We start from the raw sequence: 18,942 nt of genomic DNA, 5'->3' as shown, positions 1-18,942 counted from the left end.
AACCCACCGACGACACCACGGGGCGGCGGTCACACCGGGCGGTCGTCCTCCTCCTCTGCCGACAGGTCCACCCCCGGCAGGAGCCGCCGCCAGCTCGCCCCGGAATCCTGCTCCAGTACGGCCAGCAGATCGCAGAACGCCTTGAACGTCGCCCGGGGCATCCGGTAGTACCACTCCCCCACCCGCCCGAAGCAGTGGTGCATGAAGGCCACCAGCGCGTCGTCGTCCACGAGGTACCGACCGTCCTCGCCGGAGGCGTAGACGAACCGGATCTTGGCCAGCGCCACGTACAGCTCCTCCGCCGTCAGCGCCGCCAGCCGGAGCACCGGCCCACCGTTGTTCACCGGCCCGGCGTGATCCATCAGCCCGGGCTCGGCGAAGGCGCGCGCGCCCAGCCGCCGGCGCAGCGGCACATGACTGAAAAGCCCGCTGTGCCCGTCCATGAGGAACTCGGGAGTGCCGCCGAACACGAACCCCAGGTGCGGCACTCCCCCGATGACGATGCTCAGGATCTGCTCGTAGTTGGCGTCGCGAGCCTGCGGAGAGGCGAGCCTGAACAGGTTGACCAGCTCGTCCAGGAAGACGAACACCCCGGCGTACCCGGCCAGCCGGACGAACCGGCTCATCAGCGCGAGATGATCGAGCACGGTCGAGTCGCCGATGATCGACCGCACGCCGAGCGCGGACCTGGCCTCCGCCGCGGTCGGGTACTCCGCGCGCAGCCAGCGCAGCGCGGCCGACTTGAGATGCTCGTCGCCCGTGTCGTGGCCGCGCCAGTACGCCCCGACGACCTCGGCGAAGTCGTGGCCGCCCGGACGCGCCTCCAGATGGGCCAGGCGTTCCCTGATCGCCTCGCCGGGGTCGGTGCCCGCCTGGCGGGCCTCGTCGAGCACGGTGGACAGGAAGCGTTCGACGACGGCGGCCAGCGCGCCGCCGGTGGGTCTGGCGCGGGTGGCCATGCTGCGGGCCAGCTCGGTGTAGAGGGCGCGGGCCTGGCCCTCCTCCGAGTGCAGCCGATGGTCGGCGGTGATGTCGGCGTGCAGGGTGACCAACCGCTTGTCCAACGCCACGGAGCGCGCCAGGTGCAGCAGGAACGTCTTGCCCGCCCCGTGCTCGCCGATGACGAGCCGGACGGCCGAGCCGCCCACCACGACCCGTTCGATGTCGCCGGTCAGAACCGCCAGCTCGGCGGTACGACCGGCCTGGATGTGGCGCTGCCCGATCAGCGGGACCACCCCTGCCCGCAGCGCCTTGAGGAGGGCGTCGCGTTCGCGGGCCCGAACGGTCACTTCAGCATCTCCCCCAGCAGTAGCCGGTCGATCAGGATCGGGTCGTCGCCGTCGAGCAGCGGATCGCCCGCGCTCTCGTAGGCGGCCTCGTTGACACGGTCCATCGCGCCCTCCGGCAGCAGTTTCCAGGCGTCCGCGAGCATCTCGAACTGACCCCGGGTGAGTTGCGGCTGATCGACGGCGGCCAGGGCGCGGACCAGGCCGGAGTGGCGGCTGTCCAGTCCCGCCACCGGGGGCACCGGAGGAGGCGGGGCGGCTGTGAGGAGCGGCTCATCACCGGCGAGCAGTGAATCGAGCAGCGTCCCCACCCTGGCCGTCTCGACCAGCCGGGCGACGGCGCGCCCGTTGGACACCGTCGGGGCGCTGAGGACGGGCACACCGAAGACGGGCGCTCCCGGAACGACCTGCCGTACAGGCATGTGGAACCCGGACGGGTAAGGCATGTCGGGGCCGGACAGATAGGGCATGTCGCCGCGTGGCGGAGGCACCTGCTGGGCGGGCGCGTGCGGGAAGTACGCCAGCTGGATCGGCGCATGCCGCACCGCGACGTACGGGGAGCCCCCCGCACGCCCGGCGGGCTCGGGATCCCGATCCAGTCCCAGCAGCCAGTGGATCCTGGTGAGCAGTTCGGCCTCGGCCGGCGTGAGGTGCCCGTTGGCGCCGGTCACGTCCCTCAGGAACTCCGCCACATAGCCACGCTCGGACCGGTCGATCTCCTGGACGCGAGCGGCCAGACCAGCCAGCGGCACATCCGCCGCGAGCACCCACTCCATATGCGCACGCAACCGGACCCGCTCACCGGGCGTGAGACTCAGCGCCCGCTCGAGATGCTCGCTCAGCCGACGATACGCGGCCTGACGTGCCTGGTCCCTCGCATGATCCGGCGGATTCAGCGCGTCCTCGCCCGGGGCTCTCGCGACGGCGGCCAGGTGCAGCAGTACGGTGGCCGCCCGGTACACCTCGGACGCCGCCGCCGTCGGGCCGTCCGGCGCCGCGAACAAGGCCATCACCCCCGCGCCCGGCACCGGACCCCCCAGACGCGGGTCCGGCTCGATCCCCACCCCGGCCCGCCCGAGGATCTGGGCCAGCGCGATGACGTCCTTCCTGGCGGGCTCGGGCGTGGACAGCAGGGCGACGAACTCCTCGGCGGGCACGAGCGCGGTCTCCCGCCCCGCGAGCCGGCCCAGCGCCCACCGCACCGCCCGCCCGGCACCGCCGGAGCCCAGGTCGAGCAATTCCGCGGGCAGCAGCGCCTGGGCCCGTACGCTCTGCTTCGCGCCGGGCAGCCGGCCCAGGAAGCGGCTGTACGCCTCCAGCTCGGAGCAGCACTCCTCGGCCAGCGCGAACAGCTGCCGGGTGGGCGCGGCGAGCGTCAGCACATCGGGTACGCCGGGCAGCACCGGCGGGGCCCCGGCGAACCCGGAGCTCGCGGGCCGATACTCGAAGGCCAGCTCCTTGGATCCGGGCCGGACGACAAGCCCTTCGCCGTGACGTGCCGCGTACCGCCGCTGGAACAGCGCCCCGAACTCCGCCGGGCACCGCGTCGCCGGCGCGCCCGGCCGGTAGGCCGGGTGGCCGCGCAGCCAGGCCAGCGCCCAGTCGGCGGGCACCGGTTCGCCCCGCGCGGCCAGCTCCCCCAGCCGGGCCCGCATCGCGAACGCCGCGCCGGTCACCTCGGGCTCGCACAGAGCGGCCAGCAGCTCCGCGAACGGCCCCGCGTGCCGCTGGAAGGCGTCGTGCCGGGAATAGACGCCGAGCAGGCGGCGCACCTCCTCGTGGATGACCGGCAACTCCTCCTGCGCCGTGGAGCGGTCCAGGTGCAGGTCGTGTAGCACGCGACGTTCGAGGCCGTAGAAATAGAGGAAAACGTAGCCGAGAGGCGTCCGCGAATAGCATCGCCCGTCGGCGAGCCAGCTCAGATAGGCGGCCCGCGAGGGCGGCGGGAGGGCGGCGTAGCTGGGCCAGCGGTCGAGCCCCTGACCGTCCCAGTCCGGCTGCGTCATGTCCACCGGCAGTTCAGGGTCGATCAGCGACGGCTCCACCGACATTCCGGACGCGGACGGCAGCTCGGAGCCCACGTAGAGCAGGCCGCCGATGATGTTCAGGCCGGCGAGATGGATGGCGCTGCCGGCGGGCAGCCACGGCCCCTCCGGCGACGCGGGTGAGGCGGCTTTGGCCTGGCCGGATGACGCATGGCGGCCACGCGCGCGGTACACCACCGGCCCTCCTCCACCTCACCACGAAATAGACAGGGATTGCACCCTAACGCCCCCGCCATTGCCCGACATATCGCTCCAGGCCCTCGTTACAATCTTGAATCCCGGCCCCGCCGGTCATTTAGCGGACCGGCCGAAAAACCTTTTCTAACCGCCCTGATGACCGGGGTCCGCGGCCATTGGTAATGGAGCTTCCACGACCAGGCGCTTCCCCCGCCGAAACGGCTTACACGCCCGCAGCCGGAGGGGCCGCCGACGGTCCCGACGCCCCACCGAATCGCCGCTGACGCTCCCGACACGCGCCGAGGGGCGGCGCCGGCTCCTGCCGACCGGCCGCCTTTTATAGTGGCCGGGTGACCGACGACCAGCACGGGCTGGCGATGAGCGGCGCGGGCGGTGCCGCCGCCCGCCACTACGACCGGGCGATCGACGAGCTGCTGCACTTTCGCGCGGAGGTCGACGTCGAGGCCGCCGCCGCCCTGGCCGAGGCGCCCGACTTCCCGATGGGCCAGGTCCTGACCGCCTACCTCGGGCTGCTGACCACGGAGGTGGAGGACGCGCGCACCGCCAGGCAGCGCTTCGCCGCCTGGCGCGGCCGTAGCGACGCCGCCGCGCTCCTGCCCCGCGAACGCGCGCACGTCGAGGCCGTCCAGGCGCTGCTCGACGGCGACTTCCTGACCTGCGGCAGGCTCCTCGGCGCGATCACCGAGCAGTACCCCCGTGACGCCCTGGCGCTGGCGGCGGGGCACCAGGTCGACTTCTTCACCGGCGACGCCCGCTCGCTGCGCGACAGGATCGGCGGCGCGCTCAACGCCTGGCACGAGGACGACCGGCACTACGGCCACGTGCTCGGGATGTACGCGTTCGGGCTGGAGGAGGCCGGGCACTACGACCGGTCGGAGGATGTGGGGCTGCGGGCGGTCGAGCTGAACGCGCGCGACGTCTGGGGCATCCACGCGGTCGTGCACACCTACGAGATGCAGGGCCGGTTCGGCGACGGCATCCGCTACCTCGACGCCCGGCTCGGCGACTGGTCGACCGGCACGTTCTTCAACGTGCACACCTGGTGGCACTACGCCCTCTACGCGCTGGAGGCCGGCGACACCGGCCGGGCACTGGCCATCTACGACGCGGCGCTGGCCGACGGTCAGGGCTCGATGGAACTGCTCGACGCCGCCGCGCTGCTGTGGCGGCTGCTTCTGGAGGGCTCCGGCCAGCACGAACGCTGGCGGGCGCTGGCCGACGCGTGGCCCGCCAAGGTGGCCGAGCCGTTCTACGCCTTCAACGACATGCACGCCGTCATGTCGTACGTGGGCGCGGGCCGGGTCGCGCAGGCCGAGAGACTCATCGCGAGCCGGGAGACCTACCTGTCCGAACCCCACCCGAACATCACCAACCACGCCATGACCGCCCGCGTCGGCCTGCCGGTCTGCCGGTCGCTGGTCGCCTTCGGCCGGGGCGACTACGACGCGGTCGTGGACCTGCTCTATCCGATCAGGCATCGGGTCAACGAGTTCGGCGGCAGCCACGCGCAGCGGGACGCCGTACAGAAGACGCTCCTGGAGGCGGCGCTGCGCGGCGGGCGCCGGGATCTGGCGCGGGTGCTGGTCAGCGAGCGGATCAGCGTGCGGCCGTGCAGCCCGTTCAACTGGCTCAAGCAGGGCGCCCTCGCCGAGGCGCTCGGCGACCGCGCGGCGGCCGCGACGGCCCGCCTCCGAGCCGGCGAACTGACCCGCCGCACCTGACCCCTCGGGACGGCCCGCCTCCGCGCCCACCAGCCGGACCGGACCCATCGGGAGCAGCCGCTGTCCGCTCCGTCCGCAACTGTCGGTGCCGCCCAGTAGGGTCTGCATCATGGATCGGCAACTCACCCTGATGGCCGTGCACGCCCACCCCGACGACGAATGCCTGAGCACTGGCGGCGTCTTCGCTCGTTATGCCGACGAGGGCATCCGCACGGTCCTGGTCACCTGCACCAACGGCGAGCAGGGCGACGGGCCCGGCGGCGTCAAGCCCGGCGACCCCGGCCACGTCGCCGAAGAGGTGGCCGAGCGGCGGCTGGCGGAGCTGCGCGAGTCGGTGGAGCACCTGGGCATCGACCACCTGGAGTTGCTCGGCTACCGCGACTCCGGCATGGAGGGCTGGGACACCAACGCTCACCCCGACGCCTTCGCCAACGTGCCCGTCGACCTGGCCGCCGGCCGGCTCGGCGAGCTGATAAAGCAATATCGCCCGCAGGTCGTGGTCACCTATGACGAGACCGGCGGCAGCGGCTACAACCACCCCGACCACGTCCAGGCCCATCGCATCACGGTCGCGGCCGTCGAGGCGACCGGTGTCGCCGACAAGCTCTACTACACGGCCCTCCCCCGCTCCGCGATGAAGCGCATGTTCGAGCTCGTCCGCAGCAGCGGCATCGACCTGGGCGACTTCGAGCCCTCCGACGACTTCGGCACCCCCGACGAGCTCGTGACCGCCGTCGTCGACGTCGCCCCCTACGTCGAGCGCAAGCTCAAGGCGCTGCGGTCGCACGCGAGCCAGGGCGACAACATCTTCCTGTTCCAGATGCCCGAAGAGGCCCAGCAGGCGGCGTTCTCCGCTGAGGCGTTCACCCGGATCGTCAATCGCGTCGCGGCGGCACCGGACCAGGAGGACGACCTGTTCGCGGGGCTGCGCTGACCTGAGCTGACATGGAAAGCCCCGGCCGACCTCTAGAGCCGACCTCTGGGAAGGTGCGCGGGGCCTTTCCCTTACAGAAACAGGATCGGCGCAGAAACAGGGTCCGGGCTCAGGAGAGCGCCGGCAGCTCCCCCGACCCCCGGACGATCAGCCGGGTGGGCACCAGTGGTCGCCGGGCGCGGGAGCGGTCGCCGTCCAGGCGCGACAGCACCAGCTCCGCCGCCACCTCCCCGATGGCCGCCGGATCCTGCGCCACGACGGTGAGCGGCGGGTCCAGGACCTCCGCCAGCGGCAGGTCGTCGAACCCCACCAGCGCCACGTCCCGCCGCCCCGCCCGGGCCAGCGCGACCACCGCCCCCATGGAGGCCAGGTTGTTGGCCGCGAACAGGGCCGTGGGCGGGCGGTCCAGGGCGAGCAGGCGCAGGGTGGCCGCGCGGGCCGCCTCCTGGTCGTGGCCCGTCTCCACCAGGGTGCGGTCGAACGGCAGGCCCGCCTGCTCCAGGGCGTCGCGGTAGCCCTGGAAGCGTTCGCGGCGGGTGTAGAGGGTGGCGGGCAGGTCACCGATGAAGCCGATCCGGCGGTGGCCGTACCCGATCAGGTGCTCGATGCCGGCCTGCGCGCCGGCCCGGTTGCCGCTGACCACGCTGTCGGCCGTCAGGCCGACGGCCGGGCGGTCGAGGAAGACGATGGGCAGGCCGGCGACCCGCTCCGTACGCAGGTACCGGTGGTCGCTGCCGGCCGAGGGGACCACGATGAGGGCGCTGACCCGCCGGGCCAGGAAGGTGGCGATCAGGGACTGCTCCAGTTCGGCGGTCTCGCTGGAGGAGCCGACGATGAGGGTCAGGCCGCGGGCCCGGACGGCGTTCTCGATGCCGCCCGCCACCGTGCCGAAGAACGGGTTGCCCATCTCGGGGATGACCAGCCCGATCGCGGCGTCCCTGGCGCCGACCCGCATGTTGCGCGCCATCAGGTTGGGCTGGTAGCCCAGCTTGCGGACCGCGGCCATGACGCGTTCGCGCGTCTCGATGGCCACGGGTCCGTCGTCGTTGAGCACCCGTGAGACGGTCTTGGCGGTGACGCCCACCTCACGGGCCACGTCTGTCATGGTGGGACGCCGCATTTCGCCCATGCTAGAGGCCGATCGCCTCCGCCGCGTCCTTGTCCGTCACGACCGACTTGCCCTCCGACACCTGGAGTGCTCCGGTCATGATGGCGACGACCTCGGCCATGCTGTGGTCGCCCGGCTTGATCTGGGCGACGCGGCGGCCGAGCCGCTGGACGTGGATGCGGTCGGCGATCTCGAAGACGTGCGGCATGTTGTGGCTGATCAGGACGACGGGCATGCCGCGGTCGCGGACCCGCTTGATCATGTCCAGCACCTGCCCCGACTCCTTGACGCCGAGTGCGGCGGTCGGCTCGTCCATGACCACGACGTGGGAGGCCCACGCCACGGCCCTGGCCACGGCCACGCCCTGCCGCTGGCCGCCGGACAGCGACTCGACGGGCTGGGTGAGCGAGCGCAGGCCGATCTTCAGGTCGGCCATGTGCTTGGCCGACTCCTCGCGCATCCGCTTCTTGTCGAGCATCCGGAAGATCGTGCCGAGCGGTCCTGGCTTGCGGAGCTCGCGGCCGAGGAACATGTTCGTCGAGATGTCGAGCGAGGCCGCGACGGCGAGCTCCTGGTAGACGGTCTCGATGCCGAGCCGGCGCGCCTCCAGGGGGTCGCGGATGCGCACGGGCTTGCCGTCGAGCAGGATCTCGCCCTCGTCCGGCTGCAGCGCGCCGGTCAGCGCCTTGATCAGGCTGGTCTTGCCGGCGCCGTTGTCGCCGATGACGGCGAGCACCTCGCCGGGCATCAGGTCGAAGTCGGCGCCGTCGAGCGCCACCACGTGGCCGTATCGCTTGACCAGGCCTCGGGCCTGGAGCACGGGGGTCATCGGGTCCTCCTGCGGGAGAGCTGGTCGACGGCGACGGCGAGGATCACCAGGATGCCGGTGATGAGCGTCTGGTAAATCGACGGTACGCCCATGAGCTGCAGGCCGTTACGGAAGACCCCCACGATGAGCGCGCCGATCAGCGTGCCGAGCACCAGGCCCCGGCCGCCGAACAGGCTGGTCCCGCCGAGGACGACCGCGGTGATGCTGTCGAGGTTGTCCGTCTGACCGGCCTGCGGGTCGCCCACGCCGGTCCTGGAGACGAGCAGCAGGGCGGCGATGCCGTACACGAGGCCCGCGACGGTGTAGACGCCGATCGTCAGCCGCTGCGTGCGGATGCCGGTCAGCCGCGCGACCTCCTGGCTGTTGCCGAGCGCGTACACGTGGCGGCCCCACGCGGTGTACCCCAGCAGGTACGCGAAGAGCAGGAACAGCAGGATCGTGAGCAGCGACCCGTAGGTGACGTTCGTGCCGCCGACCTTGAAGGTCTGCCCCAGGAAGGTCAGCGTGTTCGGGAGGTCGGTGACCGTCTGGTCCTCGGAGTAGATGTGGGTCAGCGCGAACACCACGTTCAGCATGCCCAGCGTCACGATGAACGGCGGCAGCGAGATCCGCGTCACCAGCAGCCCGTTCGCCAGCCCGAAGGCGGCGCAGACGGCGAGTCCGGCGGCGACCGCGAGCAGCGGGGGCAGCCCGCTGCCGACGGCCAGCTTGGTCATCACGATGCCGCCGAACGCCATGATCGCGCCGTTGGACAGGTCGATGCCGGCGGTCAGGATGATGAGCGTCTGGCCGATGGCGAGCGTGCCGACGACCATCACCTGCTGGATGATCAGCGAGAAGTTGCCGCCGGTGAGGAACTGGTCGCTGTTGACCGCGAAGAACACGCAGGCCAGCACGAGCGCGGCCAGCGGTCCCGCCGTCGGTGTGGTGATGATGCGGCGCGGCAGCGTCGCTTCCATGACGGCCATGTCAGCCCCAGCAGTTGGCCAGGCCGAAGGTGGTGTCCTTGGACTCCACTCCCGGAACGGCCTTGTCGGTGATCAGGGTGACGCCGGTGTCGACGTAGCCCTTGGGCTTGGCCCCGCCCTTGGCGAAGTCGGCGACGGCCTTGACGCCGTCCTCGGCCATCTTCAGCGGGTACTGCTGCGAGGTCGCGGCGATCTGCCCGCTCTTGACGGCCTTGACGCCGGTGCAGCCGCCGTCCACCGAGACGATCAGCACGTCCTTCTCGCGGCCCTTGGCCTTGAGCGCGGTGTAGGCGCCGAGCGCGGCGGGCTCGTTGATGGTGTAGACGAGGTTGATGTCGGGCGCCTTCTGCAGACAGTTCTCCATCGCCTCCTGGCCCTTGGACTGGTCACCGCGGGTGTCCTGGGAGCAGGCGATGGACGGGTCGCCGTTGGCGATGCCGAAGCCCTTCAGGAAGCCGTCGTGGCGCAGCTGGCCGACCGTGATGCCGGGCGCCAGGTCCAGCGTGGCGATCTTGGCGGTCTTGCCGGCCATGGCGCCCTTGGCGTACTGGCCGATCAGCTCGCCCGCCTTGAGGTTGTCGGTGGCGAACAGCGCGTCGGTGGCGTCCTGCGGGTCCGTCGGCGTGTCCAGCGCGATCACCACGACGCCGGCGTCCCTGGCCTTCTTGATCGCGGGCACGATCGCCTTGGTGTCGTTGGGCGTGATGAGGATGCCCTTCACCCCGGCCGCGACCATGTTCTCAATGGCAGTGAGCTGGGAGGCGTTGTCCCCGTCGAACTTGCCCGCCGCGGTCATCAGCTCCAGACCCGACGTCTTGGCGGCCTGCTGCGCGCCTTCCTTCATCTTGACGAAGAACGGGTTGGTCTCCGTCTTCGTGATCAGCCCGACCTTGTTGGTGCTGGTGGAGGCCTTCTGCTCGTTGCCGCCACAGCCGGTGACGAGGAGCGCGGCGGCCAGAAGTCCGGCCGAGAGCCTAGCAATCATGGTGGCTTCCTATCAGGGATGATTCAATGTCATCGTTGACATATGTCAACGTTGACATTCGCCGTGCTGCGATGATGGACTCCGTTTCTAGAAACGTCAATGCCCCCTGGGTGTAACAAATCTGCAAACATGGCTGAAAGGTTGGCCCTGATGATCGCTGTCCTGGGCGAATGCGTCGCCGACGCCTTCGCCGACCGGCGCCCCGGCGAGCTGGAGCTCCGGGTTCTGCCGGGCGGCGGACCCGCGAACACGGCGGTGGCTCTGGCCCGGCTCGGCACCCCGACGCGGTTCCTGGGGCGGGTGTCGGCGGACGTGTTCGGCGAGCTGTTCCGCGAGCACCTCGCCTCCTCCGGGGTGGATCTGTCGGCCATCGTGCCGGCCGCCGAGCCGAGCACGCTGGCGGTGGCCTCACTCGACGAGCGGGGCCAGGCGGCCTACAGCTTCCACGCCGAAGGCACCGCCGACTGGCAGTGGACGGCCGAAGAGCTGGCCGCCGTCGACCCGAGCGGGTGGTCCTGCCTGCACACGGGGTCTCTGGCGCTGGTCAGGCGGCCGGGCAGCGCCGCGGTGGAGTCGTTCGCGGCGGACGCCCGCGCGCACGCGACGGTCTCGATCGATCCGAACGTACGGCCCAGCCTGGCCGGCCGGGACGCCTACCCGGTGGAGCGGTGGTGCGCGGCGGCCGACATCCTCAAGCTCAGCGACGACGACCTGTCCTTCCTGATGCCGGACCAGCCGTTGGAACGTGCCTGCGACACCTGGCACGCGGCCGGGGCCAGGCTCATCGTGATCACCCGGGGCGCGGACGGCGCGCTGGTGTCGCTGGACGGGGAGCGCGCGACGGTACGGGCGCCCCGGGTCGAGGTCGTCGACACCGTGGGCGCCGGTGACTCCTTCACCGCCGGGCTGCTGCACCGGCTGGGCGTGCGGGGGCTGCTCGGCGGCCGGCTGGACGGGCTGGACCTGGAGACGGCCGCCGACGCCGCCGCCTTCGCGGCCCGGGTGGCGGCGCTGACGTGCTCGGTCGCGGGGGCCAACCCACCGTGGGCGCACCAGCTCAACGAGACCGCCGGGCGGTGACGTCGTACAAGACCATCAGTTGGTTCAGGAACCGGCGGGCCAGGTGATCTGCCCGGAGTGGTAGTAGTTCACGCCCAGGACGCGCCAGCGCGGCCCCTGCGCGCCGAGGCGCTTCTTGAAGGCGGTCCAGTCGTGCTTGGCGTATGGGGACCAGCCCAGCTCGGCGATGGCGGGCAGGCGCGGGAAGGCCATGTACTCGATGTCGGCGGGAGTCCTGATCGTCTCGGTCCACAGCGGCGCCTCCACGCCCAGGACCTGCTGGGCCGGCAGGCCGGTCAGGTAGGCGCCCGGGTTCCAGCCGTAGGCGTCCTTGACCTCGATCAGCCCGGCCCAGTCCTGGCCGAGCTTGGTGCGCGAGTTGTACTTCATGTCCAGGTAGGCGCGGCTGGCCGGGGACATGATGACCTTCCGCCCGGCACCCGCGACGGCGCTGTCGTCCGGCGTGGTGCCCCAGTATTGAGCGACCGTGGAGGGCAGCGGCGTCGCCTTGACGATGTCGTGCCAGCCGATGACGGTCTTGCCGTGCGCGGCGGCGATGGCCTGCGCCCGGTTCATGAACGCGGCGTAGTCGGCCGGCTTGGTGGAGCTGGCCTCGTCGCCGCCGAGGTGCAGGTAGGGGCCGGGGGTGAGCGCGGCCAGCTCGCCGAGCACCTGGTCGATGAAGGTGTAGGTGAGCTCCTTCGACGTGCACAGCGAGCTGAAGCCGACGTCGGTGCCGGTGTAGAGGGGCGGCGCGACGCCGTCGCAGTTCAGCTCGGCGTAGGAGGCCAGGGCGGCGTTCGTGTGGCCGGGCAGGTCGATCTCGGGCACGACCGTGATGTTGCGGGCCGCGGCGTAGGCCACGAGCTCCTGGTACTGGGCCTTGGTGTAGTAGCCGCCCGGATCGCCGCCGACGGCGGTGCTGCCGCCGTAGGTGGCCAGTCTGGGCCAGGAGTCGACGACGATCCGCCAGCCCTGGTCGTCGGACAGGTGCAGGTGCAGGTAGTTGATCTTGTAGAGGGCGATCTGGTCGATGTACCGCTGGACGGCGGTCAGGGGGAAGAAGTGGCGGGCGACGTCGAGCATGGCGCCGCGGTAGGCGTAGCGCGGCGCGTCGGTGATCCGCCCGCCCTGCACGGGCCACGGCCCTGGCTGGACGCTCGCGCTGTCGGCCGCGTACGGCAGCAGCTGCCGCAGCGTCTGTACCCCGTTGAACAGCCCGGCGGCCCCATTGGCCAGCACGGTGATCCCGGTGGCGGTCACGTCGAGGCGGTAGGCCTCCTCGCCACCGCTCACGCTGCCCAGCCGCAGCGAGATCCCGCCGGCGGGCGGCGCGGCCACGATCGGCACGGGGTAGCCGGTCGAGCGCCGCAGCTGCCGGGCGAGCTGCTCGCCGACGGCGGGGACGTCGCTGTAGAGGCTGGTGGCCGAGGTGATCCGGTAGGTGACCCCGGCGGTGGGCGTCGCGCTGACCGGCGCGGGGACCACCCCGCCGAAGCTCAGGGGCGCGGCGGCGCGCGCGCTCGGGGAGGCGGAGACCGACGTGGCGACGAGCGCCGCCACCAGGATCAGCACTGTGCGCAGGCTCATGGCCTCACCATACGGACGTGATCCGCGCTAGTAAAGAAACTTTCCAAATAACGCTTGCACGCGCTCGGCCAGCGGCCTTCAAGAGCCTCGCAACCACCGCGCCCAACCATCGGAGAGTCACTAAGCGATATCCACTCGGCCGCCAGACGAGGACAGAGATATGCGACGCCTTCTCGGGGTCATCACCCCGTTAGTCATCGGCCTGCTCTCCGCGGGTCTGGTCACCGCCGAGCCCGCGACGGCGCAGCCCGCGCGGACGGCCGACACACCGCCCGGCCTGAGCGCCTACTACGGCCAGCGGCTCGCCTGGACCCCCTGCAAGGGGGGTTTCCAGTGCGCGAAGCTCAAGGTGCCGCTCGACTACACCAAGCCGTCGGGCAAACGGATCGAGATCGCCGTGATCAAACTACCGGCGAAGGGCGCCAAGCGCCTGGGCTCCGTGGTGATCAACTTTGGCGGACCCGGCGGGTCGGGCGTCGACCTGCTGAGAGGCGCCGCGAAGGTGAAGTTCACCGCCGCCCTCCGCTCGCGCTTCGACCTGGTCAGCTTCGATCCGCGCGGCGTGGGCGCCTCCACCCCCGTGCGCTGCATGCCCACCCAGGTGGCCGACTGGTACCACTCCGTCGACGACACCCCGGACTCGAAGGCCGAGGTGAAGATGTACAACTACGCGCAGCTGCGGCTCGCGCAGGCGTGCCAGGCCAACTCCGGCGCGCTCCTGCCCTTCGTGGGCACGCCGAACGCCGCCCGCGACATGGACGTGCTGCGCGCCGCTCTCGGCGAGTCGCGCATGACCTACCTGGGCTTCTCGTACGGCACCCTGCTCGGCGCCACGTACGCGAACCTGTTCCCGGCCAGGGTGCGCGCGATGGTGCTCGACGGCGCCGAGGACCCCACCACGACGGCGACCGAGTTCGGCGCGGGCCAGCAGGACGGCTTCGGCGTGGCCTTCGAGTCCTTCGCGCGGGACTGCTTCAAGCACAAGGACTGCCCCTTCAAGAAGCACACGGTCACCGCGGTCACCAAGCAGATGCGCGCCCTGCACGACCGGACCGAGAAGGCGCCGCTGGTCAACACCTACGACGGCAGGCAGGCCACGCAGGCGATCGTGTACACCGGCCTCTACAGCCTCCTGTACGACCAGCGGTCGTGGCCGGCCCTGCGGCAGGCGCTCGGCTCGGCCTTCAAGGGCGACGGCACGCTGCTGCTGCAGTACGCCGACCAGTACAACGAGCGCGGCCCCGACGCCACCTACGCCAACATGATGGAGGCGCACGCGGCCATCGACTGCCTCGATCACCCGACCTGGCGGCGAGCGGTGCGCCAGGCCAAGGCGATCAGCTCCGGCAAGGCCGTGGCCAGTGCGTGCGACTTCTGGCCGGTCAGGAGCAAGACGGTCAACAGGGCCATCCACGCCAAGGGCGCGCCGCCCATCCTGGTGGTCGGCACCCTGCGCGACCCCGCCACGCCGTACAAGTGGGCCAAGGCACTGGCCTCTCAGCTGTCCTCGGGCGTGCTGCTGAGCTTCGACGGCGACGGCCACACCGCCTACGGCACCGGCTCGGCCTGCGTGAACACCTCCGTCGACCGCTACCTGATCACCCGGGTACCGCCGCGTGACGGGAAGATGTGCCCGAAGATCTGACCCGGCCCCGGTCGTGCGCGACCGGGGTCAGCTCGTGTCGTCGTCGCCCTTGGCCGAGCGGTCCATCGCCGGTTGCACGAACCAGGTCCACACGGCCAGCGCGGCGACGACGACGGCCGTGATCACCGCCACCGTGCTGTGGAACAGGTAGTCGACCACCAGCATGGTGGCCGCGGTCATCGAGACGGCCAGGGCCAGCGCCCCGGCGATGCCGTACAAGTTGGAGCGGCGGACCAGCATCTCCTTCAGCCCTTGGCGGAAGAGCACCCGGTGCTGGGCGGCCGGGGCGATGTAGCAGATCGAGGCGATCGCGGCACTGACCAGCGCCACGTAGAACAGCCGCCGATCGGCCAGGCTCAACTTGTCGAACCCCTGCGAGAACGGGACCGTCAGCAGGAACGCGAACAGCACCTGGACGCCGGTCACCGCCACCCGTGCGCTCTGCAGCAGCTCCACGAAATTGCGATCGGCCCGCTCCTTATGAGTTTCCCTGTCCGGTTCCATGTGCCTTCATCTACCTAGATCAGGAAATTTCATGCAAAAGCGCGATCAATTCGCGTAGGGCCAGCTTCACGTGAGCAGGCGGGCAGGGGTGATCGGCAGGTCGCGGACGCGGATGCCGGTCGCGTGATAGACCGCGTTGCCGATGGCGGCCGCGGTGCCGACGATGCCGATCTCACCGATGCCCTTGGTGCCCATGGGGTTGAGGTGCCGGTCGTCCTCCTCGATCCAGGCCGCGTCGATCCGTTCGATGTCCGCGCACACCGGCACGTGGTATTGAGCCAGGTCGTGGTTGCTGAACCCGCCGAACTCGTCGTCGATGACGCTCTCCTCCATCAACGCCATGCCCACGCCCATCGTCATGCCGCCGACGAACTGCGACATGGCCAGTTGCTCGTCGATGATCCGCCCGGCGGCGAAGATGCCCAGCAGGTGCGATACGCGGATCTCGCCGGTGTCCATGTCCACTCGCACCCGGGCGAACTGGGCGCCGAAGGCGTGTCTGGCCAGGTCCTGCTGCGCCTTGATGGCGTCGGTGGTGTCGGCGGCGCCGTGCTTGCCGTCGCGCAGCGCCTCCTCGCAGGCGGCCACCACGGCCGAGCCCCAGGAGGCGGTGCCCATGGAGCCGCCGGCCACCGGGGCCGGGGGCAGATCGCTGTCGCCCAGTTCGATCCGTACCTGGTCGGGCGGGACGCCGAGCGCGGTCGCGGCGATCTTGGTCAGCGCGGTGCGGGCGCCGGTGCCGAGGTCGACGGCGGCCACGCGGACGACATAGCCGCCGTTCTCGACGGTGGCGGTGGCCTGGGACGGGCGCCGGAAGGCCGGGAAGGTGGAAGAGGCGACGCCGGTGCCGATGAGCCAGCGCCCCTGGCGGCGGACGCCCGGCGTCGGATCGCGCCCCTCCCAGCCGAACCGGCGGGCGCCCTCCAGCAGGCAGGCCACCAGGTTGCGGGAGCTGAACGGCAGGCCGCTCTCCGGCTCGGTCTCCGCGTCGTTGAGCACGCGCAGCTCGACGGGGTCCAGGCCGGTGGCGATGGCCAGCTCGTCCATGGCCGACTCCAGCGCGTACATGCCGGGGCATTCGCCCGGTGCGCGCATCCACGACGGGGTGGCCACGTCCAGCCGGACCAGCCGGTGGGCCGTGCGCAGCGCGGGCGTCTCGTACATGGTGCGGGCCGGGGTGGCGGTCTGCTCGGCGAACTCGACCAGCGTCGAGCTCTGCTCGGCGACCTCGTGCTCGACGGCGGTGAGGCGGCCGTCGGCGTCGGCGCCGAGCCGGACTCGCTGGATCGTCGGCGTCCGATAGCCGGTGACGTCGAACAGTTGCTGCCGGGTCAGCGCCACCTTCACCGGCCGCCCGACGGCCCGCGCCGCCAGGACGGCGAGCATGGTACCGGGGCGGATGGTGCCCTTGGATCCGAAGCCGCCGCCAATGTGGCGGCACACCACGCGCACCCGCTCGGCGGGCAGGCCGAGCGTCTTGGCGATCATGACGCGTGCCGTGGACACGCCCTGCGTCGAGTCGTAGACGGTCAGGTCGCCGTCACCGCTCCAGACGGCGAGCGTGGCGTGCGGCTCCATCGGGTTGTTGTGCACGGCCGGGGTCGTGTACGTCACGTCCACGGTGACGGCCGCTGCGGCCAGCCCGGCCGCCAGGTCGCCCTTCTCGGTGTCGGCCGGGTAGAACGGGTTCACCTTGTCCGGCCGGTAGAGCCCGGGGTGGTCGCCGCGCAGCCGTACGTCGTGCGGGTCCTCCTCGTAGGTGACCCGCACCTCCCGAGCGGCCGCGCGGGCGTTCTCGTAGGTGTCGGCGACGACGGCGGCGACGAACTGCCCCCGGTAGGCGACCTCGCGGCGCTGGAACAGCGCCAGCTCCGGGTCCGCGTCGGGGGCCAGCTCGGGCGGGTCCTCACTGGACAGTACGGCCAGCACGCCCGGCAGGACGAGCGCCCCCGTCGCGTCGATCGAGGTGATGCGGCCTCTGACGATCCCGGCCTGAACCGGGTAGGCGTAGGTGACGCCCTCGATCGGATATTCGGCCGAGTACGTCGCGCGGCCGGTGACCTTGTCGTGCCCCTCGATCCGGGTCATGGTGCCAGCTCCAGCAGGGTGCGGACGATGAGGTTGCGGGCCAGCGGCACCTTGTGCGCGTTGCGCGGCAGCGGGCGGGCCTGCGCCAGTTCGGCCTCGGCGGCCCGGATGAAGCTCTCCTCACTCGCCGGGGCGCCGCGCAGCGCCCGCTCGGCGCGCTCGCACCGCCACGGCGCGTGCGCCACCGCGCCGAGCGCGATCCGGCAGTCGCGTACGCTCCCGTCGTCTGCGACGTCGAGGACGGCGGCGATCGAGACCAGCGCGAACGCGAACGAGGCGCGCTCGCGGACCTTGCGGTAGCGGGAGGCGCCCGGCGGCGGGGCGGGCAGGTGCACGGCGGTGACCAGCTCGCCGGGCGCCAGCACGGTGTCGCGTTCGGGGTCGTCCCCGGGCAGCCGGTGCAGCCCAGGCATCGGGATCACCCGGTCGCCGCCGGGTCCGGTGACGTGCACGCGGGCATCGAGCGCGGCCAGCGCCACCGCCATGTCGGACGGGTGGGTGGCCACGCATGCGGGGGAATGCCCGAGGATGGCGAGGTTGCTGTGGTCGCCGCCGATCGCCGGGCAGCCGGATCCGGGCCGCCGCTTGTTGCACGGCTTGGAGACGTCCTGGAAGTACGAGCAGCGGGTGCGTTGCAGCAGGTTGCCGCCCACGGTCGCCATGTTGCGGATCTGCCCGGACGCCCCGGCCAGCACCGCCCGCGTCAGCATCGGGTAGCGCTCGCGGACCAGCGGGTGGGCGCCGAGGTCGCTGTTGCGGACGGCGGCACCGACTCGCAGCCCGTCGCCGTCGGGCTCGATCCGGTCGAGCGGCAGCCGGCTCACGTCCACCAGGAACTCGGGCTCGGCCACGCCCAGACGCATGAGGTCGACGAGGTTGGTGCCGCCGCCCAGGTACATCGCGCCGGGCCGGAACCTGGCCACGGCGTCGGCGGGGTCGCCGGCTCGCGCGTACTCGAAGGGTCTCATCGCGCCACCTCCGCGATCGCGGTGACGATGTTCGGGTAGGCGCCGCACCGGCACAGGTTGCCGCTCATCCGCTCGCGGATCTCCTCGGCCGTCAGCGCCGGGTCGGCGGCCAGGTCCTCGGTGACGGCGCTCGGACCGCCCTCGGCCAGCATCCCGGCGGCCGAGCAGAGCTGGCCGGGGGTGCAGTAGCCGCATTGGAAGGCGTCGTGCTCGATGAAGGCGGCTTGGAGCGGATGCGGCTGGTCGCCGTCCGCCAGGCCCTCGACGGTGGTGATGTCGGATCCGTCCTGCGCCACGGCCAGCGCCAGGCAGGCGTTGGCCCGCCGGCCGTCGATCAGCACGGTGCACGCGCCGCACTGGCCGTGATCGCAACCCTTCTTCGAGCCGGTCAGCCCGAGCCGCTCGCGCAGCAGATCCAGCAGCGAGACGCGCGGGTCCACCTCCACGGTCCGCCGCGAACCGTTGACCTGCAGGGTGATCTCCATAGGCGCTCGCCTACCCGGTGCGCGGACGGCTCAACCCCACGTCGTCCTCGTTGCCTTGGTCGGCTTTGTTCGGAGAAATGCCCGGTGGGACACTGAAAGGTGACGAAGGGGGACGTCATGATCGAGGTCAAGAGCATCGACAAGCCCGACGAGCGCCGGGACTTCCCGATGGGCCACTTCGAGGTGTGCAACCTGACGGGCCTGAGCTTCGGTGTGGCCACGTTCGAACCCGGATGGCGCTGGTCGGCGTCCATCAAGCCGATCGTCGGCACCGATTCGTGCCAGGTCCATCACAACGGGTTCGTCGTCCGAGGCCGGCTCCGCATCCGGATGGACGACGGCGCCGAGGCCGAGATCGGCCCGGGGGAGGTCTTCGTCGCCCCGCCCGGACACGACGCCTGGGTGGTCGGGAACGAGCAGGTAGAGGTGTACGACTTCGCGGGCGGCGCCGCGGAGTACGCCAAGGCGCGGAGCGTCTGAGGCCTGCTTTTGCAGCGGGGGTCGCCGGCGGGCACGTAGCCGGCGGCCC

16 protein-coding genes are annotated in these 18,942 nt (G+C 71.4%); 5 read left to right on the top strand and 11 right to left on the bottom strand.

What is annotated here, in order from left to right; genetic code table 11:
- Positions 1-29: 29 nt before the first annotated feature.
- Together ACGFJ2_RS55605 and ACGFJ2_RS55600 are read right to left on the bottom strand one after the other, a co-directional pair.
- Positions 30-1,289, bottom strand: coding sequence for an ATP-binding protein (locus ACGFJ2_RS55605; protein WP_358182223.1), 1,260 nt, complete (start codon positions 1,287-1,289; stop codon positions 30-32).
- Positions 1,286-3,508 (bottom strand): TerB N-terminal domain-containing protein, encoded by a 2,223-nt coding sequence (locus ACGFJ2_RS55600; RefSeq protein ID WP_358182220.1) that lies wholly within the window; start codon positions 3,506-3,508, stop codon positions 1,286-1,288. The genes ACGFJ2_RS55605 and ACGFJ2_RS55600 overlap by 4 nt, the downstream gene beginning before the upstream one ends.
- 350 nt (positions 3,509-3,858) lie before the next feature.
- Here ACGFJ2_RS55600 and ACGFJ2_RS55595 point away from each other — a divergent pair, with 350 nt between their 5' ends.
- Together ACGFJ2_RS55595 and ACGFJ2_RS55590 are read left to right on the top strand one after the other, a co-directional pair.
- Positions 3,859-5,250 (top strand): tetratricopeptide repeat protein, encoded by a 1,392-nt coding sequence (locus ACGFJ2_RS55595; protein WP_358182217.1) that lies wholly within the window; start codon positions 3,859-3,861, stop codon positions 5,248-5,250.
- Between the two features lie 109 nt (positions 5,251-5,359).
- Entirely contained in the window at positions 5,360-6,184 is an 825-nt protein-coding gene (locus ACGFJ2_RS55590; protein WP_393482961.1) for a PIG-L family deacetylase, read from the top strand.
- 109 nt (positions 6,185-6,293) lie between these two features.
- Here ACGFJ2_RS55590 and ACGFJ2_RS55585 read toward each other — a convergent pair whose 3' ends face one another.
- The 4 genes from ACGFJ2_RS55585 to ACGFJ2_RS55570 are packed head-to-tail and all read right to left on the bottom strand — an operon-like array spanning position 6,294 to position 10,074.
- Complete coding sequence (locus ACGFJ2_RS55585) at positions 6,294-7,304, bottom strand: LacI family DNA-binding transcriptional regulator (protein WP_357957303.1); 1,011 nt, start codon at positions 7,302-7,304, stop codon at positions 6,294-6,296.
- Between the two features lie 10 nt (positions 7,305-7,314).
- A complete protein-coding gene (locus ACGFJ2_RS55580; RefSeq protein WP_357957305.1) occupies positions 7,315-8,121 on the bottom strand; it encodes an ATP-binding cassette domain-containing protein in 807 nt (268 codons plus the stop codon).
- Positions 8,118-9,080, bottom strand: coding sequence for an ABC transporter permease (locus ACGFJ2_RS55575; RefSeq protein WP_357957307.1), 963 nt, complete (start codon positions 9,078-9,080; stop codon positions 8,118-8,120). Before ACGFJ2_RS55575 ends, ACGFJ2_RS55580 begins: the two co-directional genes overlap by 4 nt.
- 10 nt (positions 9,081-9,090) lie before the next feature.
- Positions 9,091-10,074, bottom strand: coding sequence for a sugar ABC transporter substrate-binding protein (locus tag ACGFJ2_RS55570; RefSeq protein ID WP_357957309.1), 984 nt, complete (start codon positions 10,072-10,074; stop codon positions 9,091-9,093).
- Positions 10,075-10,224: 150 nt separating this feature from the next.
- Between ACGFJ2_RS55570 and ACGFJ2_RS55565 the strand changes: the two genes are divergently transcribed.
- The gene (locus tag ACGFJ2_RS55565; RefSeq protein ID WP_393482957.1) at positions 10,225-11,154 is read left to right on the top strand and encodes a carbohydrate kinase; all 930 of its coding nucleotides are present in this window, start codon (positions 10,225-10,227) and stop codon (positions 11,152-11,154) included.
- Between the two features lie 24 nt (positions 11,155-11,178).
- Here the strand turns inward: ACGFJ2_RS55565 and ACGFJ2_RS55560 are convergent, their stop codons facing one another.
- Positions 11,179-12,723: a beta-N-acetylhexosaminidase gene (locus ACGFJ2_RS55560; RefSeq protein ID WP_393482954.1), complete on the bottom strand. Its 1,545-nt coding sequence runs from the start codon at positions 12,721-12,723 to the stop codon at positions 11,179-11,181.
- 160 nt (positions 12,724-12,883) lie between these two features.
- Here ACGFJ2_RS55560 and ACGFJ2_RS55555 point away from each other — a divergent pair, with 160 nt between their 5' ends.
- Positions 12,884-14,368 carry an alpha/beta hydrolase gene (locus ACGFJ2_RS55555; RefSeq protein WP_393482951.1) on the top strand — a complete coding sequence of 495 codons (1,485 nt, stop codon included), beginning with the start codon at positions 12,884-12,886 and terminating at the stop codon, positions 14,366-14,368.
- 27 nt (positions 14,369-14,395) lie between these two features.
- On the opposite strand, the gene ACGFJ2_RS55550 is transcribed toward ACGFJ2_RS55555, so the two are convergent.
- From ACGFJ2_RS55550 to ACGFJ2_RS55535, 4 genes are all read right to left on the bottom strand, one after another.
- Entirely contained in the window at positions 14,396-14,872 is a 477-nt protein-coding gene (locus ACGFJ2_RS55550; protein ID WP_357957316.1) for a DUF6328 family protein, read from the bottom strand.
- A gap of 66 nt (positions 14,873-14,938) precedes the next feature.
- Positions 14,939-16,960, bottom strand: a complete 2,022-nt coding sequence (locus ACGFJ2_RS55545) for a xanthine dehydrogenase family protein molybdopterin-binding subunit (RefSeq protein WP_393482948.1) — start codon at positions 16,958-16,960, stop codon at positions 14,939-14,941.
- Complete coding sequence (locus tag ACGFJ2_RS55540; RefSeq protein WP_393482945.1) at positions 16,957-17,928, bottom strand: FAD binding domain-containing protein; 972 nt, start codon at positions 17,926-17,928, stop codon at positions 16,957-16,959. The genes ACGFJ2_RS55545 and ACGFJ2_RS55540 overlap by 4 nt, the downstream gene beginning before the upstream one ends.
- Entirely contained in the window at positions 17,925-18,413 is a 489-nt protein-coding gene (locus tag ACGFJ2_RS55535) for a (2Fe-2S)-binding protein (RefSeq protein WP_393482942.1), read from the bottom strand. Before ACGFJ2_RS55535 ends, ACGFJ2_RS55540 begins: the two co-directional genes overlap by 4 nt.
- Before the next feature lie 117 nt (positions 18,414-18,530).
- Between ACGFJ2_RS55535 and ACGFJ2_RS55530 the strand changes: the two genes are divergently transcribed.
- Positions 18,531-18,893, top strand: coding sequence for a cupin domain-containing protein (locus ACGFJ2_RS55530; RefSeq protein WP_357957324.1), 363 nt, complete (start codon positions 18,531-18,533; stop codon positions 18,891-18,893).
- The last annotated feature ends 49 nt before the right edge of the window (positions 18,894-18,942 follow it).

It is taken from the genome of Nonomuraea sp. NPDC049028 (assembly GCF_043197735.1).
Lineage (GTDB): Bacteria > Actinomycetota > Actinomycetes > Streptosporangiales > Streptosporangiaceae > Nonomuraea.
Note: the sequence above shows the minus strand (reverse complement) of the source record. Positions and strands in the feature narration are given on the sequence as shown.